General features: G+C 38.4%; 18 protein-coding genes, 2 pseudogenes and 1 riboswitch. Of the genes and pseudogenes, 18 read left to right on the top strand and 2 right to left on the bottom strand.

The features are described 5' to 3' along the window. Positions 1–14: 14 nt before the first annotated feature. Positions 15–155 (bottom strand): annotated as a pseudogene (locus tag GMJ66_RS12425) (IS3 family transposase); the annotation flags it as partial. Between the two features lie 81 nt (positions 156–236). After that, positions 237–1,322 carry a PfkB family carbohydrate kinase gene (locus GMJ66_RS12420; RefSeq protein ID WP_156290641.1) on the bottom strand — a complete coding sequence of 362 codons (1,086 nt, stop codon included), beginning with the start codon at positions 1,320–1,322 and terminating at the stop codon, positions 237–239. A 348-nt stretch (positions 1,323–1,670) separates the two neighbouring features. On the opposite strand from GMJ66_RS12420, the gene GMJ66_RS12415 reads away from it, so the two are divergent. The 18 genes and pseudogenes from GMJ66_RS12415 to GMJ66_RS12325 all read left to right on the top strand — a co-directional run bounded on the left by GMJ66_RS12415 (position 1,671) and on the right by GMJ66_RS12325 (position 22,119). Continuing rightward, complete coding sequence (locus tag GMJ66_RS12415; protein WP_156290640.1) at positions 1,671–2,582, top strand: EamA family transporter; 912 nt, start codon at positions 1,671–1,673, stop codon at positions 2,580–2,582. A gap of 206 nt (positions 2,583–2,788) precedes the next feature. Continuing rightward, the gene (locus GMJ66_RS12410; RefSeq protein WP_156290639.1) at positions 2,789–3,913 is read left to right on the top strand and encodes a carbohydrate kinase family protein; all 1,125 of its coding nucleotides are present in this window, start codon (positions 2,789–2,791) and stop codon (positions 3,911–3,913) included. Further along, a complete protein-coding gene (locus tag GMJ66_RS12405; RefSeq protein WP_156290638.1) occupies positions 3,897–4,814 on the top strand; it encodes a pseudouridine-5'-phosphate glycosidase in 918 nt (305 codons plus the stop codon). Before GMJ66_RS12410 ends, GMJ66_RS12405 begins: the two co-directional genes overlap by 17 nt. Positions 4,815–4,954: 140 nt before the next feature. Then, positions 4,955–6,184, top strand: coding sequence for a NupC/NupG family nucleoside CNT transporter (locus tag GMJ66_RS12400; RefSeq protein ID WP_156290637.1), 1,230 nt, complete (start codon positions 4,955–4,957; stop codon positions 6,182–6,184). 27 nt (positions 6,185–6,211) lie between these two features. Beyond that, positions 6,212–7,153: a nucleoside hydrolase gene (locus GMJ66_RS12395; protein WP_156290636.1), complete on the top strand. Its 942-nt coding sequence runs from the start codon at positions 6,212–6,214 to the stop codon at positions 7,151–7,153. A 37-nt stretch (positions 7,154–7,190) separates the two neighbouring features. Then, the gene (gene rbsK / locus GMJ66_RS12390; RefSeq protein ID WP_156290635.1) at positions 7,191–8,063 is read left to right on the top strand and encodes a ribokinase; all 873 of its coding nucleotides are present in this window, start codon (positions 7,191–7,193) and stop codon (positions 8,061–8,063) included. Between the two features lie 113 nt (positions 8,064–8,176). Continuing rightward, positions 8,177–9,091 carry a ribonucleoside hydrolase RihC gene (gene rihC, locus GMJ66_RS12385; protein ID WP_156290634.1) on the top strand — a complete coding sequence of 305 codons (915 nt, stop codon included), beginning with the start codon at positions 8,177–8,179 and terminating at the stop codon, positions 9,089–9,091. Between the two features lie 1,142 nt (positions 9,092–10,233). Continuing rightward, on the top strand, positions 10,234–10,653 hold the full coding sequence (locus GMJ66_RS12380) for a VanZ family protein (RefSeq protein ID WP_197046687.1): 420 nt from the start codon (positions 10,234–10,236) through the stop codon (positions 10,651–10,653). Between the two features lie 205 nt (positions 10,654–10,858). After that, positions 10,859–10,943, top strand: a riboswitch (cyclic di-GMP riboswitch). 127 nt (positions 10,944–11,070) lie between these two features. Next, positions 11,071–11,298, top strand: coding sequence for a hypothetical protein (locus tag GMJ66_RS12375; protein ID WP_156290632.1), 228 nt, complete (start codon positions 11,071–11,073; stop codon positions 11,296–11,298). Between the two features lie 986 nt (positions 11,299–12,284). Beyond that, positions 12,285–14,174, top strand: a complete 1,890-nt coding sequence (locus tag GMJ66_RS12365) for a XylR N-terminal domain-containing protein (protein ID WP_197046686.1) — start codon at positions 12,285–12,287, stop codon at positions 14,172–14,174. 292 nt (positions 14,175–14,466) lie between these two features. Beyond that, a pseudogene (locus GMJ66_RS12360) lies at positions 14,467–15,431 on the top strand (formylglycine-generating enzyme family protein). A 25-nt stretch (positions 15,432–15,456) separates the two neighbouring features. Next, complete coding sequence (locus GMJ66_RS12355) at positions 15,457–17,772, top strand: arylsulfatase (protein WP_156290629.1); 2,316 nt, start codon at positions 15,457–15,459, stop codon at positions 17,770–17,772. A gap of 550 nt (positions 17,773–18,322) precedes the next feature. After that, complete coding sequence (locus GMJ66_RS12350; protein ID WP_156290628.1) at positions 18,323–19,525, top strand: acyl-CoA dehydrogenase family protein; 1,203 nt, start codon at positions 18,323–18,325, stop codon at positions 19,523–19,525. Between the two features lie 43 nt (positions 19,526–19,568). Next, entirely contained in the window at positions 19,569–20,543 is a 975-nt protein-coding gene (locus tag GMJ66_RS12345; RefSeq protein ID WP_156290627.1) for a catechol 2,3-dioxygenase, read from the top strand. A gap of 65 nt (positions 20,544–20,608) precedes the next feature. After that, on the top strand, positions 20,609–20,785 hold the full coding sequence (locus GMJ66_RS12340) for a hypothetical protein (protein ID WP_156290626.1): 177 nt from the start codon (positions 20,609–20,611) through the stop codon (positions 20,783–20,785). 24 nt (positions 20,786–20,809) lie between these two features. Beyond that, entirely contained in the window at positions 20,810–21,007 is a 198-nt protein-coding gene (locus GMJ66_RS12335) for a hypothetical protein (RefSeq protein ID WP_156290625.1), read from the top strand. After that, entirely contained in the window at positions 21,004–21,162 is a 159-nt protein-coding gene (locus GMJ66_RS12330) for a hypothetical protein (protein ID WP_156290624.1), read from the top strand. The genes GMJ66_RS12335 and GMJ66_RS12330 overlap by 4 nt, the downstream gene beginning before the upstream one ends. 138 nt (positions 21,163–21,300) lie before the next feature. Next, on the top strand, positions 21,301–22,119 hold the full coding sequence (locus GMJ66_RS12325; RefSeq protein WP_156290623.1) for an alpha/beta fold hydrolase: 819 nt from the start codon (positions 21,301–21,303) through the stop codon (positions 22,117–22,119). Positions 22,120–22,552: the final 433 nt, after the last annotated feature.

The raw sequence follows: 22,552 nt of genomic DNA, 5'->3' as shown, positions 1-22,552 counted from the left end.
TAATAAAGAGTCATTTAAAGTATACCTTTGTAAAGGACATTTTTAAAGGGCCATGCCACTAGGAGAAGATGGTTTCTGTATTGAACAGGAGTCATCTTCTTTAAGTTCCATTGATACCTGAATTTGTTGTAGTACGTCATATAACTCTTTATTTTTTAGGGACCACGGGGACAGGCACCACGGTCCATTCCTAAGATGCTGATTGGACCAGTAAACCTGTCCCTCTGGCCCTACAACTACTCCTCTATCAAAGCATAAATCTTTTCTGGTCTTAGCTCTGTAGAGACAGAGCGCTCGGTTTGTTGTGTAAGGGAGTACCCAGCAAGTCCCAATTGGCAGGCCCGTAATAGAGAATCCCCGTTCATGATTCCGTGAATGACACATGATGCAAATGCATCATCTGCACCTGTTTCGTCAATCGTTTCCTTTTTAAATGGTGGTAAATGTCCAATTTCTTCCGGTGAAGCATAGTAGGCACCGTAATCAGGTAGCAAAATAATGACATTTTTCACTCCACGTTTCTGGATGGTTTTGCAGGCCAATTGAAATCCTTCTGCCGAATCAATTGTTGATTCAACCAGCATCTCTGCTTCTTGTTGATTAAGAATTAATAATTCCACTCCCTTAAGATTATAAGGGAGTCTTTGCGCCTTTGCAGAAGATACTGGATTTATGTACAATGAGATTTTTTCCTCTTTACACCGTTCAATTAAGAAGCGAATGCAATCTTCAGGAATATTCGTATCCAAAAAGACAGCCTGTGATGCCACGATATGAGACCACTTTTCTTCAATCATTTCTATTGTAATGTTTTCGTATATATTCATATCAGCCATAGAAACGACCATTTCCCCATTAACATCAATTAAAGCAGTATATGTCCCCGTTCGCTTCGTTTCTAAAATCCAAACCTGGCTGACATCGACTCCTTGTTTTTTCGATTCACTTAATAGCCATTCTCCTTCCCTATCATTCCCAACACAAGTCATTAATGAAGTGTTATGTCCAAGTCGACTTAAATTTTCTGCAAGGTTGCGTGCAACTCCACCACAAACCTCTGTTATTTTGACTGGGTTGGATGAATGTAGATGTACCTTCTGTTCAGACTTGGCTTTCCGGTCTGTATTGGCTCCACCAATGCATACGATGGATGATTCATCTTTAAGAACATAAGCACGCCCTTTAATCTCCCCAAGTCTCGTTAGGTTAGCGATATAGTTCGCGACTGCTGATCGCGATAGCCCAACCTTCATTGCCAATTCTTGTTGTGTAATATAGGGGTTTAATTTTATATGGTGTAAAATTTGTTTTTCCTTATTCATAAAGCAACCTCATTTCTACTAAAAAACATCTATTAAAAGTAAAGTTTTCTAGTATTCTGCGGATTTTTTTAAACGTTTACATTTGAAAAATACAAAGAGTTATTTTGTTTTTATGATAATTAATTATTGCTAAAAAGTCCAATCTGGTTTTATAATGTAAGCTATTACTTTTTGAGTACAGACAAAAGTTTATAAATAAGACATTTGTCTAAAGTGCATGAACTAGTGTGATTTTAATACTAGTAAAGTCATCAAAAAGTAAATAAAAAAGAGATTTTAATTCATAGTTTAGTTGAAACCATCATCTCTGGAGGAAAGTTCAACTAAATAGAAAATGGAGGAAATCGTATGAAAACATGGGTTTATTCATTGTTAGTTGTCATAGCGGCCAGTAGTTATGGTGTTCTATCAACGATTGTGAAACTTGCTATGCAAGCCGGATTCACATCATCAGAGGCAATTACAAGTATGTTCTTAGCTGGATTTTTACTTTCCTTATGTATTTTTGTTTTTACCAACCGGGGAAAAATAAGTTTGAACGGAATAAAAATTCTTATTTTGGCCGGAGTACTTACTGCCGTCACGAATATTTTATATGGTCGATCTCTTATCTATTTACCAGCTTCGTTAGCTGTAGTGCTTTTATTTCAATTTACTTGGATAGGGATGCTCATCTCCTGTATCGCTAAACGGCAACTACCAAGTAGAGTGGAATGTATTTCATTAATCGTATTATTTGCAGGTACGATTCCAGCTGCGGGTTTAATCGATGTTGATTTAAGCGGAATCCCGATTCAAGGATGGATATGGGGATTTGCTGCAGCAGTCAGTTTTTCATTTTTTATTTATATTAACGGAAAAGAAATTGAAGGGATGAAAACTTCGAATCGCTTGCTATTCGTTTCCCTTTTTGCTTTTATAACAACCGCTATCTTCCAATCACCAGAAATAATGTGGAACGGTACTTTATTAGGTGAGGGACTCTGGATTTATGGATTAGCATTAGGACTATTTGGGATTATTGTTCCAGTTTTTCTATTTTCTATTGCCATTCCAAGAGTCGGATCTGGCATTTCCTCTATCCTCAGTGCGTTTGAATTGCCTGTTGCCGTCACAGCATCGATACTTTTACTTGGAGAAAACGTTACATTCTTGCAAATAGTAGGTATTGTGACCATTATCATAGGGGTTGTACTACCGACTATAAAGAGTCATGCCTTTATCCCCGTTAAAAAGGGCTATAAGGAATTTATTTCATAGGATATTCAGGACTTGTAAAAAGATATTACGTCATTCCAAAAACAGGTCTCTGTTGAACCGGAATCTTCCTTTTTAGGTGGATATAAAGTATAAATATTACACCCTAAGCTAAAATTAACGATGTTTATTGTTGACATCGATAATATGAAAACGTATACTGGACTTAAGTTTAAAGGATAAACTTTTGTTTATTCCGGTGAAAGTAGGTGATTGAGATAACTCATGACAATAAATTTAGTAGCGACTTCATTTTAGATGAGTTTGGTGATACATCATCCATTTCAAAAAAAAAAGAAGAGACGAAATTAGAAAAACCGAAATCTTCGAGTGATAAAACAGTGGTTGAAATAGCTGAAGGGAAAAATCTATCCCAGAACACAAATGAAAAGCAACCAATCATATGTATTGGGGGAGCTACGATTGATAGAAAATTTTATGCAAAACAAGCCATTATGTCAGGTACATCAAATCCTGTTAACTCCTCGACAACGGTTGGAGGAGTTGCGAGAAATATAGCTGAGAATCTGGGTAGACTAGAAAATGAAGTGACCTTCATTTCAACAGTTGGAGATGATTCAGATTGGATAGAAATCGATCAAGTATCATCACCATTTTTGAATCTAGAACATGTTACAAAATTGGAACATGCTGCAACTGGTTCGTATACAGCTGTATTGGATCCTCACGGTAATTTAGAAATAGCCTTGGCAGATATGGATGTCTTTGATGAAATAACACCTGAATTGTTAAGAACAAAAAGAGACATTCTTAAACAAGCAAAATGTATCATCGTTGATTTAAATTGCCCGAGAGAAAGTGTTGAGTTTCTTAGCCAATTCACAATGGAACATACTATACCATTGGTTGTGATTCCAGTCTCCTCTCCAAAAATGGACAGACTTCCGAATTCCTTGGAAGCGGTAAACTGGCTTATTGTAAATAAAGATGAAACCGAAACATTTTTGGGCATGAAAATTACCAATATGGAGGATTGGAAACAGTCTGTAGAGGGTTGGCAAAAATTGGGTGCAAAGAATGTTATTGTAACTCATGGAGCTGAAGGTGTTGTTCTTGGGGATGAAAATGGAACTTTCCGTCATTACCCAGCCATTGCAACACCGGAAGTAGTAGATGTTACCGGTGCTGGAGATGCATTCTGTTCGGCAGTTGTTCATTCCTGGCTAAAGAAGAAAGATATCGATTATATCATTCGGTCAGGGTTAGTGAATTCACATAAAACAATCACTTCCAAGCACACCGTTAGAAAAGAATTATCAGAAAACCAAATAAAAAGTGATATGGAGGCAATATTTGATGGAAAAATATCTTGAATTTTCAAAGGAAGTACAGGAAGCAAAAGAAGCAGGTAAACCAATTGTTGCATTAGAATCAACCATTATTTCTCATGGAATGCCTTATCCACAAAACGTAAAAATGGCTCGTGAAGTGGAACAAATTGTTCGTGATAATGGAGCGGTACCTGCAACCATTGCAATTATCGATGGGAAAATTAAAATTGGTTTAACGGATGACGAATTAGAGCTATTTGGTAATAGCTCAGGAGTTGCTAAAGTTTCGAGACGCGATTTACCACAAATTATTGCAACCAAACAATTAGGCGCGACAACTGTTGCTACAACAATGATTTGTGCGGAAATGGCAGGAATCGAAACATTCGTAACTGGTGGAATTGGTGGAGTTCATCGTGGTGCAGAAACAACGATGGATATCTCAGCAGATTTAGAAGAATTAGCACAAACCAATGTGGCTGTTGTATGTGCCGGTGCTAAATCAATCTTAGACCTAGGACTTACTTTAGAATACCTTGAGACAAAAGGAGTTCCTGTAGTTGGATATGAAACAGAAGTTCTTCCAGCGTTCTATACAAGAAAAAGTGAGTTCAAACTAAACTTCTCTGCGGATTCTGTAGATGTCATTGCTGATACAATGAAGGCAAAATGGGATTTAAATCTTGATGGTGGACTTGTCATTGCGAATCCAATACCTGAAGAACACGCAATGGATGAGGAATATATTAATGGAATCATTAATGAAGCAATTCAAGAGGCAGAAGAAAATAATATTACTGGTAAAGATTCCACACCATTCTTACTAGCAAAAGTTAAAGAACTAACAGGTGGTAAGAGCCTGGATGTAAATATCGAATTAGTGAAACACAATGCTAAGGTCGGTAGCCAGATTGCGGTAAGTTTTAATAACAAAACTAAATAATATTTAGTGAAAAAAGCAACTTCTATACCATGCATCTATAAATCTTTTATAGAAGTTGTTTTTTTACAAAAAAGTGGAAATATGGAAAATTTAGAGTTAATTTGTAACCGATTACAGTAAGGGGAGAGGGTTTTCTAATTATGAATATTCTATGGGGAATTATGGGGATTTTAACAGTATTGGCTCTGGCATATCTATTGAGTGTCGATCGAAAACAAATTTATATGCGAACCATTTTTGGAGCATTAGCCATTCAATTGATATTTGCATTTCTTACTTTGAAATCAACTACGGGACGAGCTGTTTTAGGATGGTTCACGGAAGTTGTACAAGGTATTATTAATTATGCAAATGAAGGTATATCATTTGTATTTGGAAGTCTAGTAGGCGGCGATGGTTTCGTTTTTGCTATTGAAGTATTAACGATCATCATTTTCTTTTCATCTTTAATTTCCATTCTATATTATTTAGGAATTATGCAATGGATTATTAACATTATAGGAGGAGCTTTATCCAAATTATTACGAACAACGAAAACAGAATCCTTAGCTGCAGCAGCTAATATTTTTGTTGGTCATACGGAAGCGCCATTGGTAGTAAAACCATTTATTCATAAAATGCACCAGTCAGAGCTATTTGCTATCATGGTTGGTGGTTTGGGATCTGTTTCAGGTTCTGTTCTTGTTGGATATTCCCTGTTAGGGATACCGCTAGAATATTTATTAGCAGCAAGCTTTATGGCTGCACCTTCAAGTTTATTAATGGCAAAAATTGTTCTTCCGCTTCCAAAAGAAGTTAGAGAAAATATCGGAGAGCAAAAGGATATTAAAATTGAAAATAATGAAGAGGATCGGGCAGCTAATATTATTGATGCTGCTGCAAGTGGTGCAAGTACAGGTTTGAAGATGGCAATCGAGATTGCTGGTATCCTTTTAGCATTTGTTTCTTTGATTGCTCTTCTTAATGGTATTTTTGGTATAGTAGGTAATTTCGTTGGAATTGAAAACCTAACGATGGAACTTATTTTGGGAGTTATTCTTTCACCTATAGCTTTCCTTATAGGGGTTCCTTGGGACGAAGCGATAACCGCAGCGCAATTTATTGGTCAAAAAATAGTAGTCAATGAATTTGTGGCCTATGCTGGATTTGGTGAGATCATTGATACACTTTCTGCTAAAACAGGTATAATTTTAAGTTTTGCTTTAGCTGGATTTGCTAACTTTGGATCCATCGCTATTCAGATTGGTGCAATAGGTGCACTTGCTCCGGATAGAAGAAAAGATGTATCGAAATTAGGGCTAAGAGCAATGCTTGCTGGTACACTTGCTTCCTTATTAAATGCTGCTATAGCGGGAATGTTTATTATTTAAAATTTGTTTAAATTGGGAGGAATTATAATGGAAAAGAATACAAAGGTTATACTGGATTGTGATCCAGGACATGATGATGCCATAGCAATCATACTAGCTGCCTCTAAAGTCAGTAATTTGAAAATTGAGGCAATCACAACGGTTGCAGGAAATGTAGAAGTGGAAAAAAATACACTCAATGCCTTAAAGGTATGTGACATTATTGGGTTAGATGATGTTCCTGTAGCCCAAGGTTCAGAAAGACCTTTAGTAAAAGAGCCTGAAATAGCGGAGGAAATTCATGGTGAAACAGGTCTAGATGGTCCTTTATTACCAAAAGTTCCGTCCCGAAAGGCAATGGAAACGCATGCGGTTGATCTCATTATTGAAAAAGTATTAGAATCTGATAATGATATTACTTTAGTTCCAACAGGGCCATTAACCAATATTGCCATGGCGATGATCAAAGAGCCGAAAATCATCCCTAAAATTAAGGAAATTGTCTTAATGGGTGGAGGAACGTTTGGAAATTGGAGTCCTGCGGCTGAGTTTAATATTTATGTAGATGCAGAAGCAGCGAAAGTGGTCTTTGAGAGTGGAGTCCCGATTAAAATGTTTGGATTGGATGTTACACACCAAGCCATTGCAACGGATGATATTGTGAATGACCTTTCAAAAATAGACAATCCTATTGCGGAATTTGTCGTTGAACTATTGAAGTTTTTCTCTCAGACTTATAAAGAGTTTTTCGGTTTTGAAGGTGGACCGATTCATGATGCGTGTACAGTTGCCTATTTAATCGATCCTACTATTTTTGAATTACAACATGTTCATGTTGATGTGGAGACAAAAGGTGAATTCACATATGGTATGACGAGTGTAGATACACTAGGTGTAACGAAAAAAGAACCCAATACTCATTTTGCATATAAATTAGATTCTGAAAAGTTTTGGAACCTATTAACTAGAGCTCTGGAATCATACAATTAATATGAATGGTATATTGATGGGGAAGGGAGGTTAATAGATGAGTAATCCTACTATTATGGTGATTGGAAGTATTAATGTGGATTTGGTAACCGTTACGGATAATTTACCTGATCAAGGTGAAACGTTATTAGGTAATCAGTTCCATATTAATCCAGGTGGAAAGGGTGCCAATCAAGCAGTTGCGGCTGCACGCCTTGGGGCTAATGTTCAAATGATTGGGAAGGTTGGCCAGGATAGCAATGGGGAAGATATGTTAAAGGCGTTAGAAAAGGAAAATGTTTCTACTACTATGATTGAAAGTGTTTCGAATGTAAGTACCGGAATTGCTAATATTATCCTTTCTAATCATGATAATCGAATCATCATTGTACCAGGTGCAAATAATGAAGTAACCCCGGAATATGTTAAACAATATAAAGAGGAAATTTTAAAAAGTGATCTTGTGTTGTTACAATTTGAAATACCTCTCGAAACGGTGATGTATTGTCTGGATCTTTGTAAGGAATATGATATCCCTGTTGTGCTTAACCCAGCACCAGCTAGGGAAATGCCTGAAGCGTATTGGCTTATGGCTACGTATATCACACCAAACGAAACGGAAGCAGAACGATTATTTAGTGAGAAGGATTCGAATCTGAATCACAAATTAATTATAACCAAAGGGGAACATGGTGTTTCTTATTCTATGAATAATGAGCGTTTTATTGTTCCGTCTTACTCCGTGGAACCTATAGATACGACAGGTGCTGGAGATACCTTTAATGGAGCACTTTCTGTGGCCCTTTCAGAAGGACTTGATTTGCCATCCGCGATAAATTTTGCGAATGCAGCTGCCGCATTATCCATACAAAAATTTGGTGCACAGGGTGGAATGCCTACTAGGTCAGAGGTTCAATCCTTTCTTCAGTAATAATTCCGATGTTTTATAAGCTGTTTCCAGCTTTACTTTTGAAATTTTATTTAGGAAAAACCATTACCTTTAATGGTAATGGTTGTTTTCATATGGAAAGGGTGACATACGTAATGAATAAAATCCCTATTATTATGGATACGGATCCTGGAATTGACGATGCTGCTGCAATTACGGTTGCATTGAACAGTCCTGAGTTTGATGTTCAGCTTATTACAACGATGGCGGGCAACGTTACCGTTGATAAAACTACACTAAATGCCCTGAAATTGGTAGAGTTCTATCACAAAGATGTTCCCGTTGCAAAAGGTGCGGATAAACCACTCCTACGTAACTATGAAGATTCTAGTTATATTCATGGAGAATCTGGTATGGGGGAGTATGAATTTTCACCTCATCAAAGAAGGGAAATCGACCTTCATGCTGTACAAGCGATGAAAGAGGTATTGGAAAAGAATAGCGAGAAAGTAACATTAGTAGCTGTTGGAGCACTAACGAATGTAGCGCTTTTACTAATGGAATATCCTGAACTAAAAAGAAAGATTAAAGAATTAGTAATCATGGGTGGTTCGCTATCATCAGGTAACGTAACTAGTGCAGCAGAGTTTAATATTTATGCTGATCCACATGCTGCTAAAATCGTATTTCAATCAGGAGTCCCAATTGTAATGGCAGGCTTAGATGTTACATTAAAAGCGTTATTATCTCCTAAGTCTTTTGAAACATTACCAAGCCTTGGTAGAAGTGGAACCATGCTGCACAGCTTATTCTCTTCTTATCGAGGAGGCACACCAGATAAAGGCTTACAGATGCATGATGTATGTACGTTGTTTTATCTTCTATATCCAGAAAAAATAAAAACAGAGGATTTATTTGTAGAAGTAGCCACAGAAGGACCAGCGATAGGAGCAACGGTAGCAGATATTCAACGAAAATATCACAAGAATCCGAATACAAAAGTTTGTGTAGATATCGATGTTGACTTTTTTAATCAATGGTTTTTGGAGGTCGTTGGAAAGATTGGGTGAGAGATAGGAAAGTGGGGAAAGCTTAAGACCACTGAAAAAAGCACTTTAAAAAAAGGTGCTTTTTTTAGTGGTATCGGACTGTAACTTGCCCCATTATTTGGAGAGGACACAAGGATAGTGAATTTCTTTTCTTCCTTTTGAATGAATTCCGAGTTCATTCGGGCACCTAGAAGCTTCCTACGTTACTTTTTGAATGAATTCCGAGTTCATTCAGGCACCTAGAACCTCTCTACGTTACCTTTTGAATGAATCCCAAGTTCATTCGGGCACCTAGAAGCTTCCTACGTGACCTTTTGAATGAATTCCGAGTTCATTCGGGCACCTAGAAGCTTCCTACGTTACTTTTTGAATGAATTCCGAGTTCATTCAGGCACCTAGAACCTCTCTACGTTACCTTTTGAATGAATCCCGAGTTCATTCGGGCACCTAGAAGCTTCCTACGTGCCCTTTTGAATGAATTCCGAGTGCATTCGGGCACCTAGAAGCTTCCTACGTGCCCTTTTGAATGAATTCCGAGTGCATTCGGGCACCTAGAAGCTTCCTACGTGCCCTTTTGAATGAATTCCGAGTGCATTCAGGCACCTAGAACCTCTCTACGTTACCTTTTGAATGAATCCCAAGTTCATTCGGGCACCTAGAAGCTTCCTACGTGACCTTTTGAATGAATTCCGAGTTCATTCGGGCACCTAGAACCTCTCTACGTTACCTTTTGAATGAATCCCAAGTTCATTCGGGCACGTAGAAGCTTCCTACGTGACCTTTTGAATGAATTCCGAGTTCATTCGGTCACCTAGAAGCTTCCTACGTGACCTTTCAAATAATTCCTGATCTCATTCGGACACGTTGAACCTTTCATGAGGCCAAGAAAAAAGCACCTCTTTAAAAAACGTGCTTTTTTTACCAGCCTCGGATGGTTCTTTTGCTTTAAGTGTGTGGGAGTTTGAGGAGATAGTGAAGCAATAGAACCCCCATGCTTCGACTAAAACGGTTGAGCGCACTTCGAAACCGATTTAATTATCAGTAAACCAATCAGGCATCTCACCATAATGGGCAAACATCCACAAATGTATTTCAAGAATTACCTGATTATAGCTCATCCCTTTCCTGTCCATAATGCTAAAGAGTGTAGGAGGAGGGTTGAATTGATTTTACTAGCAATTTTATGGGCAGTCTTTATCTTTATTGTAACTTGCACGAGTGATGTTCATGCTTTTGTACATGATTTTAATGTATCTTTTACATTTGAATCTAATCCAAATTGGAAGATTTCCGCGTTTTTTGAACCGATTGAACAAGTGAGTTTGTTTGAAGTTATCGGGCACTTTTTCATGTTTTTTATCTTTACCTTACTCCTTGCAGCTTCTATCAAACTACGAATTTCAATAGTAATAGCGGTGAGTTATACGATTTTAACGGAGTACGTACAGATGCATTTTGGTAGGGGTGCTCAACTTTACGATATCATTGCTAATTTGATAGGGGTTACGCTTGCTTTGGGAATGGTTGTTTTTGGTAAAATCGTGGTGAGGAAGAGGGAACGGGAATATAGGCGGACTGCTTGATGATGCTAAGAATTTTTCCTCGTTTTACAGAGAGAAGTGGGGAGAGTTTTCAAAAAGAAATTCCATGTTTGATTTGTAGAGGATATAATCAATAACAGCAGACCATGGTGCCTGTCCCTGTGTTCTGAATAAGGTGAATTCGGAAATGGTTCAAAAGTCATTGACAAATAAATATAATGATTTAAAATAGTACTATATAACTAAATAGTGCTTGGGAAACTGTAAAGTACGATCTATAATGTGGGCACCAGGGTCGTATGAAGTTAGTGGTGCAACCGGCCTAATTAAGAGGACTGAGTTCGTTTAATTAGGCTTTAATTTTACAAATAATTGAAAGAATATTCCGTTAATGTAAAAAACTGGATATATGGCTTTATGGAAAAGTGAAACAATCTATTTAAAAAGGGGAGTACATATATGTTAGCGATACTACCATCACAAAAAAGAGGAACTATAAAAAGAATAGAGAACAAGTTGTATACTTTAGTAGATACAAAGGAAAAGAGGGAGCAGGTCATTGATAGTTACGGAAGGTCGCTTGTAATGACCTTACGTGAATATCTAGACAATGCAGGCACCATTAAGTATAAAAATATAATGAGAGAAGTAAAAAAATATATTAAAAGAAACGAACATTATATTTAAATGGTTAATTGTTAAGTAGAAGGAGGTGGGAGAAGTTGTTCCAGCTCCTTTTTGGATTTCATTTGCTTGGATTATTACTGCACTATTATTTTTAAATTTAAATACTACATTTTGGTGTACGTTCTATTGTTTTTTCAATATATGTGGACGGGATTTGGATATATATAATCTCGATAAAAAGCCTGAGTTCTTTTTTAATGAAAAAGTGTATTGGCTCAATATCCGAGCATCTTACTTCTATTAGTGTAATCATGTTTGGATTGTGAATTGGTTTATATAAATACACGATTAGTGTTGTTTTAGAAGCGGCAAGAAAAAAGCGGACGCAGGATTAAATTAAGTGAGTGTCACGCCAAATAGAGCAGGCCTTAGTCAAGTCCCTTTTATTGTGTAAAAATGAAGGTGCAGGAGACATATTGAAAATTTTACCATCAATTAATTCAATCCTCCCCCCTTCATTCCATGTCAGATAATCAGCATACGAATAGTTCCTTGTTTTGGGGAGCACATCTTATCATTACTTTAACTTGTATTTAAATATTATATTAACATAATCAGGAACACTCTACATTTACTCATAGGTACTGGATTTTGGTTTGGGTTTATTTTACACGGGGTTAAAATTTCACGGTGATATTGATCATATAGCTTGTTTAGAGCGTCAAATCGCGCATGCCCGTACCAATCCTTTTGAAATTTATATCAACCATTTTTAATAAAACTTCTGTTTCGTACGGTTCCGTTTAAAATTTGCTATCAATTAGCTCTATTTTAGTATTCATTGCTTATTGATTTTTCAAAAAATTACATATAAACTGAGGAATAAAGCGAATTTTAGTTAATTTATGAAAATTATTTTCTATTATAGGTAAAAGCCAATACATCGAGAGGGGAGATGGAGTGATTTTCTTTCATCGTCTAGTTCTTTGTCCTGTTTCTTTCAAATGCAGTCGCTGGTCTTTATAAAAATAAGAGGTGGTGTTTCGATGAACTTAGAAGATATAAAAATTGAAAAGTTCTATAAAAGGATAACGGACCCAGGTTTTCACAGGAAAGACCATGAAAGAATCATCTCAATTACGACAAATACGATAGGTACCCTTCGAAAAGAACTTGTGGATACAATAGGTCAAGATCGAACAAAAGGTTTTCTATTACGTTATGGATGGCATGCCGGCGCAACGGATGCAAGAAAAATGATCACCTATTTTGGTGAGCAAGCGGAAGAACTAACAAGGGCCGGACCGAAAATGCATGTGTTACATGGTTGGACTGAGGATATAGATATTCTTATCAATAATATAGATTATGACTATAAAAAGCTGCAACTAAAAGCCATATGGAAGAAATCCTATGAAGCGGAAGAATATAAAAATACATTTGGGGAAAGCAATCATACCGTATGTCATACGATGGCCGGTTATGCCAGTGGGTATCTTTCCACCATTCTGAATCATCAGGTTATCGTGGTGGAGGAAAAGTGTGAGGCAAAAGGAGACGACTATTGTCAGTGTATTTGCAGGACAGTGGAAGAATGGGGAGAGGAAATCGCAAGCGAGGTTAAGTATTTTGAACCAAATAGTTTAATTAGTGAGCTCCAATTGGCGTACGACGAACTGAAAGTGGAAAGGGATAACTTAAAAAAGGCATACCAGGCCCACGAATTGATGATGAATGAAGTGAACTCAAGTAATAATATTCCCACAGTCATCAGATTATTAAATGAAATAGTCGATAAACCGGCAATGATGATTGATAACTTCGAGGGAAAAATTGTTGCTGCCGTGGGCGAGGACCAATTCGACATGGAGAGTAGTATACGTATGGATAATGATGATATTTCTACTACGGAATTATTGCTGTGTAATGGCTATCAAAGGATGATCACTCCTGTTTATGTACAACAACAGATTGTCGGATATTGCTGTTTAATTTTTCACGAAAATGTTATCCCCACTGAGTTGGACCGAATGATTTTGGAAAGGGCTGCAATAGTTTGTGGAAGTGTTCTATTGAATGAAAAGACCAGTCTGGATACCAAACAAAAAATAGGTGGCGACTTTCTTGAGGAGATTCTGTCCGGTAAAATATCAGAAGCAGAATTGAATAAACGTGCATACTATTTAGGTTTTGAAAAGATGACTCCATTCTTTATTATCACTTTGGGTGTAAGCGTTTCCTTATCGGTTAGAGAAAAGATAGAATTAAACGAGAAAATCATTGATGAAATATATTTCTATTTTGAAAGCGGCAGGAGAGGGAAAGGAAGAAGGGTTCTTATTGAACAAAAGGCCGAGAAAATTGTGATTCTTTGCTATCAGGATGCCACCCTGAATAGTTGCTCTAAGAAAGAAAAAATGCTGGAGGAGATAATAAAATATTGTCAACAGCGTTTTAGAGCCTATCTTATCAGTGGTGGGATCAGTTCCTGTTCGGATTCACTGAATGAAGCATCTGCTATGTACAGGGAAAGCCTTGCAGCTCTGAAGGTAACAAGCGAAAAATGTCCCATCATCAGCTATGAGCGTCTAGGTGTCGAGGGAATATTGTTCCAGCTTGAAGAAAATAAAATGATGAATAAGATGATCGATAAAAGTCTTGGAAAGCTGCTAAGTGAAGATAAAGATATGGAATTAACAAAGACGCTATATTTTTATCTTAAAAATGGGTGCAATGTGCACCAGACTGCAAGGAGTATGAATTTTTCGGTTAGTGGTTTGCGATATCGTCTGCAGCGAATTAATGAATTACTTGAAACAAAAGTGAATAATCCAAATGTCACTTACCAACTATTTTTGGCATTAAAAGCACTGATTTTTCTTGGAAAACTTGAAATTGACATGGATATCAATTTGCTGGAAGAACAGGATGTATAGATTTAATTATTCTGAAACCAGGTGAACGCTGGTACGAAAGCGTTCACCTGTTTTTTTGCGGAAAGGTATATAAACGTTCAATCATATCACACGAAAATCCCTATTTGGATTGGTTTATATTCGTACGGAACGGTCCTATATTCTGAATTTTTGGCCTGTTATTATGTACGTAATTTAAGAGATAGGAGGCATCTAGAATAAAAAAATGAAAGCGTTTAACCTATTGAGGGAGGGTGTTAGATGTCCAGGTCCACTATTACAAGAGAAGAGTGTATCAGGTGAGCGAACGAAAATGACTAGAGAGACACCAGCATGTTGCAGTATGAGTCGTAGGGATATTGTACAAGAAAACGATAATATAACAGAAGAATTAGATTCTAAGGATAACTGTTTATCGTCTGGAAAAGCAGAATCAGTTAATCAACAGATTTATATCCCCGGTGGTAGCTTTTTTATGGGAACAAAAGATAAAGAGGGATACAAAGAAGATGGAGAAGGTCCGGTTAGAAAAGTAACAGTAGACCCGTTCTATATGGATGCTCATACTGTTACGAATGCTGAATTTCAGGAGTTTGTCCAGGAACAGATTCAGAGCAATATGGTTGGTCTTTTGTTTTTTATTCATTTGTAAGTAACCAGACAAAAAGAAAAGTGAAGCAAATGGTTAGGCAGACTCCTTGGTGGTTGGTCGTTCAAGGAGCATCTTGGAAACACCCAGAAGGCCCGGACTCAACCATTGATGATAAGGTGGATCATCTAGTAGTACATGTTTCGTGGAATGATGCAAATGCCTATTGTAAATGGGCAGGAAAAAGACTACCAACTGAAGCAGAGTGGGAACTTGCAGCACGTGGGGGATTAGAACAGAAAAGATTTCCATGGGGAGATGAACTTATACCAAATGGAGAGCATCGCTGCAATGTTTGGCAAGGTGAGTTTCCAAAAATAAACACAAAGGAAGATGGTTATAAAGCGACTGCACCAGCAATATCTTTCCCACCAAATGGTTACGGCTTGTACAATGTTGTAGGAAATGTATGGGAATGGTGTTCGGATTGGTTTGCTCGAATTGTTCGTGATCGTGGTGGAAGAAAGAATCCGAGGGGACCGAAATCCGGGAATCATCATGTTATGCGTGGAGGATCATACCTCTGTCATCATTCTTACTGTAACCGTTATCGAGTCGCGGCAAGATCAAAGAATACCCCTGATAGTGCATCAGGAAATATTGGCTTTCGTTGTGTTAGAGATGTTTAATGAATGAAAAAAAGGAGGTAAAAGGTTGTTAGAATACAAGAAAAATAGTGAAAAGCCATGGTCGAAGTATGTAAGGAAATTTTCTATGTTCAGTACAGCGGCTTTAGCTGCAACTGCTATTCTTGGAGCTTGTCAACCACAGGCAGAAGAAACTGATGCGGATATTATACCAAAAGAGAATGCAAAAAGTCAAGCAAAAGTGGAAGAAAAAACGAATGTGATGTATATCGTACTGGATGATGCAGGTTTTTCAGACTTAGGAAGCTTTGGTTCAGAAATTGATACCTCCCATATGGATGAATTAGCTGCAAATGGATTAAGGTATAATAACTTCCATGCAGCTCCTGTTTGTTCCCCGGCACGTGCCTCTTTATTAACAGGAAGAAATAATCATGCAGTTGGGATGGGGAATGTGGCAAATTTTGATTTTGGAGAAGATAATCCGAGTAGAAGAGCGGAAATTTCCGAAGAGGCTGGATTCGTAACCGAAGTACTTGGGGAATATGGGTATACAAACTTTGGTCTTGGAAAATGGCATATTGCCCCAACCGTAGAACTTTCTCCAGCGGGTCCGTATGATAGATGGCCTCTTGGAAGAGGTTTTCATCGCTATTATGGTAATTTAGAAGATTCATCTGACCAGTTCCGTCCAGAATTAGTTCGGGATAATAGCACAATACCATTACCTGATGTAGAAGACTATCATTATTCGGAAGACATCATTCAAAATGCTAGACAATGTATTATAGATCAGGTTTCTATAAGGCCAGACGATCCGTTTTTCATGTATATTGGCTTTGGTGCTCAACATATGCCACATCAAGTTCCTAAGGAGTATATCGAACAATACGAAGGTGTATATGATAAAGGTTGGGAAGTCATACGGGAACAGCGCTTTGAAAAACAAAAAGAGATTGGGATCATTCCAGAAGATGCAGAGCTGTCACTGCTAGAACCAGGGATTAAAGAGTGGGATAGCTTAAGTGAAGAACAAAAGAAAGTTTATGCAAGATTTATGGAAACGTATGCAGGATTCTTAACACATACGGATGAACAAATAGGAAAATTAATCGATACGCTTGAAGAAACTGGAGAACTGGATAATACATTAATCGTATTAATCTCTGATAACGGTGCAAGTTTTTCAGGAGGGGAAAATGGAGCAACAAACCAATCTCTTGCTTACAATAAAATAACTGAAGACTTTGATTATATAGCAGAGAATTTTGATGAAATTGGTGGAGAAGGTACTTCAAGTGATTATCCAATAGGTTGGTCACAAGTAAGTAATACACCTTTTCCAAACTTTAAGGGTACAACACATGCTGGTGGGTTACGTACACCAATGATCGTACATTGGCCAAACGGAATGGAAGCAAAAGGAGAAGTTAGAACGCAATTTACTCATATAAGTGATATTACGGTAATGGTATATGATGTGCTTGGAGTGGATGTACCAGAGCAATTAAACGGAGTCGAACAAATGGAAATAACAGGTGTTAGTTTCGCTGATACGTTTGATAATCCAGATGCAGTAACAGGTAAGGATACGCAATACTTTGAACATAGTGGAATGCGAACGATTTATCATGATGGGTGGAAAGCTATTGCCAATCATGAACCAGGCACTGATTTTGAAGAAGATGAATGGGAACTTTATAATATAACAGATGACTTTTCAGAGTTAAACAATGTGGCAGATGAAAACCCAGAACTAATAGAGCAACTTATTGACCTATGGTACGAGGAGGCAGAAGAGAATAATGTTTTACCATTGTCAGAAAATTTCCTGGGAGGGTTTGCAAATTTACCTAGTGACAGTATTCGAGCAAGGAAATCTTTTACGTATTACCCAGAAATGTCCCATTTAAGTGAATCAGCAGCACCATTGACATTGGACCGTAACCATGAGATTACCATCCCAATAGTCTTGGATGAAGAGGATGAAGGGGTGTTATTAGCGTTAGGTAATGACAAGAGTGGATATACTTTCTATTTGAAAGAGAATAAGCTTTACTATGAGTATCATAATGGAAAAGAAAGATTTACTATCACCCCAGGCAAAGAGTTAGATGAGGGGGAACATATCATCACATTTAACTTTGAAAATACGGGTGAGAACCGCGGAATAGGTACAGTGTTTATTAATGATGAACCAGTTGGAGAAACGGAAATTCAAACATTACCGCTAAAAACCGCTTTCGAAGGATTGGATATTGGAAAAGATTTACTTTACCCTGTCAGTCCCGAATATGTCGATGAGGGAAGCTTCCCATTCACTGGTAAAATTGAAAAAGTTCTCTATGAGTTTGAAGAACCTGAATATATATTATTTGAATAGGAACAATAGGGTGGCTAGAAACCACTCCCTTTCTCTAACAAAAGGATTTACTTTCAAAAAAATAACTTGTGGAGTTTCTATCAGTTAATTTTACAGAAGGGTGAAATAAATGACTCCATTCTATATTATAAGCCTTGAGTGAAGAGTTTTCTTGACGATTAGAGAAAGAATTGTATTTAATGAAAAAATAAAATGAAATATAGTTTTATTTGAAAGTAGTAGGAAGGAAAACCAGGTGAACGCTGGTATGAAAGCGTTCACCTGTTTTTTTGCGGAAAGGTATATAAACGTTCAATCATATCATGTGAAAATACATCTTTATTTTTCTTTATATTCGTATGGATTAGTTCTATATTCCGAATTTTCAGCCTGGTATGATGTATGTAAGTTAAGAGAAAGGAGAAATCTCAAATGAAAACTGGTAATCCACCAATTTTCATTGAATCAAACATGAACACCGGAATACTAAAGGTTGTTCTCGTACAGCGAAGATCAAAGTGTTTATAAAGCAAAAAATGAAAGCGATTAACTTATTAGAGGAGGGTGTTATATGTCTGTAACACAAACCAGGCCGACAATTACAAGAGAAGAGTGGATAAGGCGTGCAAAAATGATTGGAGAGACAGCAGAAGCAGAATCACTGGAAGCAGATAAAAATGGACAGTTCTCGGATAAGGTAGCTAAAGCGATTGAAGAGGCAGAAATTCATAAATTAATGCGTTCCCCAAGGTATGGCGGGTATTCGATGGATTTGGATTTAGGCTTGTATGTTGAAGTTGTCCGTACTGTCGGTTTTTATAGTATTCCAGCCGCATGGCTTACCTACTTCTATTCCATTCATGATGTTTGGGCACATTATTTACCACCAGAAGGTCGAGATGAAGTATTGGGGACAGGTGGACTGTTAGCTGATGTTCTTGCCCCTGTTGGAAGAGCTAAAAAAGATGGTGATGGGTTCCGAGTTACTGGGAAATGGAACTTTTGCAGTGGCATTCTATGGAGTGAATGGACTGGACTTGGGGCATTAGTGGAGTTGGAGGAAGGCCAGGGGGAAGAGGTTTGCTTAGTCGCGGCGCACGAGTCAGAGTTCAACATCATTAAGAATTGGGATACGCTAGGCTTACGTCCTACCGGTAGTAACGGCGTGTCTTTGGACAATGTTTATATACCGCGTTCCCGTATCCTTCCGACGAAGTACCTGATGAAACTAGGAGAACCAATGGGAGGGGATTATGACAAAAATGATCCGATTTTACGGATGCCATTTATTCCATTTTTCCTGCTTGGTTTCCTTCCTGTAGCCATGGGTGGGGTAGACAGAATGATGTCTCTGTTTCATGAGAAAACGTCCAACAGGGTAAGGGTTTTCAAACAAGGGGTGAAAGAAAAAGAATCCCCAAGCAGTCAAAGACTGTACGCAATTATGCAAACCGAGCTAAGTTCCCTGGAAGGCTTGACTGATATATATGTGAAGAAACTAAAAGCATATGAAAAGGAAGGAAAGACTGCAATCAGTGACAAGGAGCGGGAGGAATTTTTCGCTTTAAGAGGACAGGTGGCAAGAAAAGCTTGCAATATGATAGTTGAAATTATGCTGAACCTTGGAGGAACTTCTATTTATAAAGGTGATCCTGTGGAAAGGTTTACAAGAGACATCCTGGCCTTTGCGGCACATCCTAATCATTCATTTGAGGATTCCATGGCCGCATTTGGCAGAACGAACTTTGGATTACCTGGAGATCCTGTGTGGTAAAGCAATGAATCTATCATTTTTATAAAAAAGAGGAGGAAGAAAGATGAAACCAGAACCAATTTTTGATGTAGCACAGTTAGCACACGTGGAGATTTTGACGCCGAAACCGGATGAAACATTATGGTTTTTCAAGGAATTGCTTGGCATGGAGGAGACAACAAGGGAAGGACAGTCCGCTTATTTAAGAGCGTATGAAGACTTTTATCATCACACGCTGAAAGTAACAGAAAGCAAGGAGCCGGGACTGGGGCATGTCGCATGGCGTACTTCATCTCAACAGGCATTGGACCGCCGGGTAAAAGCGATTGAAGCAACCGGGCAAGGTAAAGGATGGTTGGAGAATGATATCGGGCAGGGAGCTGCTTATCAGTTTGCGACTCCTGATGGGCATCATATGGAGTTACTGTGGGAGGTTGAGTACTATCAAACACCAGATCGGTTAAAGACACCGCTCTTGAATCGTCCACAGAAGCGTCCTGTCCGAGGGGTCCCTGTTCGACGTCTGGATCACGTCAATCTAATGGCTGGGGACCTGGAAACGAGTAGTGACTTCATGCAGAAACAGCTCGGTTTCCGGCTAAGGGAGCGGATTCAGCAGAATGACGGTAAGAATATTGCGGATTGGCTGAGTGTCAGTGCGCTGGTTCACGAAATAGCGATGATGCAGGACCCATTGGGAGGAAAAGGGCGCCTGCACCATGTTTGTTACTGGTATGGCTTCCCACAACATATTTCGGATATTTCGGAAATTCTAAATGAACATGATATAAAAATTGAAGCAGGACCAGGGAAACACGGCGTCAGTCAGGCATACTTCTTATATGTAATTGAACCTGGTGGTAATCGGGTGGAACTTTTCGGTGATCCTGGGTACCTTATTTTCGACCCGGACTGGGATCCGGTTATCTGGAATGAGGAAGATTTGGAAAAAGGAATCATCTGGTATGGTTCCCAGCTGCCGGAAGATTTCTTTGCATATGGCACACCACAGATGAAAAAGCCATTGGTTTCCAGATAGAGTTCCAGTTTAATCAGGGTATTATCTACGGTAATACCCTGTTTACATGAGAAGGGGGATGGGCATTGCACAACATTTTTCATTATGAGGTGAAGACACCTGGAAATTTCCAGGTAGATCATAAATATCCGCTGTTGATTGCTTTGCATGGAATAGGCTACAGCGAACAAGACATGATGTCCTTATTTGATCCAGTAACGGATGATTTCATTTTAATTGCACCGCGGGGTAATCTTTCTTAAGAGGAAGGGTTCGCTTATTATTATTTGAAAGACTATGGAAAACCAGATATCGAACTGTTTGATGCAAGTATGGGGAAGCTACAGAAGTTTATTCATGATGTGGTGGGGAAATATCCGGTGGAACGGGATTCTATCTATTTGGCAGGGTTCAGCCAGGGAGCAATCCTTTCTAATTCTTTGGCAATGGTACTTGGAGAACGTGTTCGTGGATTGTCTCCATGAATGGCTATGTTCCTGAATTTCTGAAAGATAGGTTTCCGGTTCGGCCAATAGGTCATTTACATGTATTCCTATCAGATGGAGCGGAAGATAACATTTTTCCGAGAGAAATCGGCCGAAAAAATGCTGCGTTTTTAAAGAAGAAGGAGCAAAAGTAGTTTCTCAAACCTATCCGACCGGTCATGAAATAGGGGAAGTCAATCGGGCAGATGCTGTAAATTGGCTTATGGAAAAAATATCAAACTGTTAAACGATTAAATCGAACTTAAAGAAACAATCAGGAGGGTGGATGATTTATGAGCGTCACAATGGAAGGAAAGCGAGCGACATTTGCAGGAATTAACACGCATTATTACGAGGAGGGACAGGGAGTACCGGTGCTCTTTATTCATGGAAGCGGGCCGGGGGTATCCGCCTGGGCAAACTGGCGGCTGGTTCTTCCGTATTTTTCTAAACATTTTCACGTAATTGCACCGGACTTGGCAGGATTCGGGTCTACTGAAAAATTGGATGAGGAAAACTATGGAATGGATGTCTGGGTCAATCAGCTTTCTGCCATGATAGAAAATAAGGGGCTGGAACGTGTATCGATTGTCGGTAATTCCCTTGGAGGAGCAATTGCTTTGCATCTTGCCAAAAGGAAGCCTGAATGGATCCATAAAATCGTGTTAATGGGTACAGTCGGTGTTCCTTTTAAGCTAACAGAAGGACTTGATAAGGTATGGGGCTATACCCCAAGCTATGAAAACATGGCGGAATTGATTGATATATTCTCTTATGATGATAAGTATGCGAATGATTCAGACTTAATTGAACTTCGCTATAAACAAACATTGGAGAAAGAAAATCAGGAAGCATTTGAATCTATGTTTCCTGCACCTCGACAGGTACATGTGAATAAGCTCGCCCTGAGTGAGGAGGAGCTTCGGGAAATTAAGCATCCTGTCCTGGCGCTGCACGGAAGGGAAGACCAGGTCATACCGGTGGAAAATAGCTGGAAGGTATTCCAATCAGTTACGAACGTGGAAATTCATCTGTTCAGTAAATGCGGTCACTGGATTCAAATCGAAAAAACGGATGAGTTCTGCAAGCAGGTGAAGCTATTTTTGGATTAGTGATTAGCAAGATAGTTGAATGTTATAACTAAGAGATTGCAAACAACTGGAAGAGCAAATCAGCAGTAAAACAACAGTAATTATCAAAGGCGTTTTTTGTAGAGTTTGTTGTTATTGAATTTATATAAATTACGGCATAGTTAAGCGCGGTTGATTTTCGCTCCGGGCAGTCGCTTTCCGTAGCGATAGATTAGATCTAATATTATAAAAAGATATGACGGATTATATATCAAATACGAAATAAAACTTTCCCGCAAAAGCAACATTCTTTTAGAGAAAACAGCCTTAACAAAAATTGGATGAAACAATTCCAATCAAAATAAGATGATAAAGCCCAAAGCGCCTATAGCGATATAGACTGGATCTCTTAAGATACGCGATAAGATTCGTTTGACCACTCCATAGAGAGACCAAACGTTCCGCTGGGCGCTGT

Source organism: Oceanobacillus salinisoli, from assembly GCF_009733865.1.
GTDB classification, from domain to species: domain Bacteria; phylum Bacillota; class Bacilli; order Bacillales; family Amphibacillaceae; genus Oceanobacillus; species Oceanobacillus salinisoli.
This window is presented reverse-complemented; position numbering and strand designations above follow the sequence as displayed.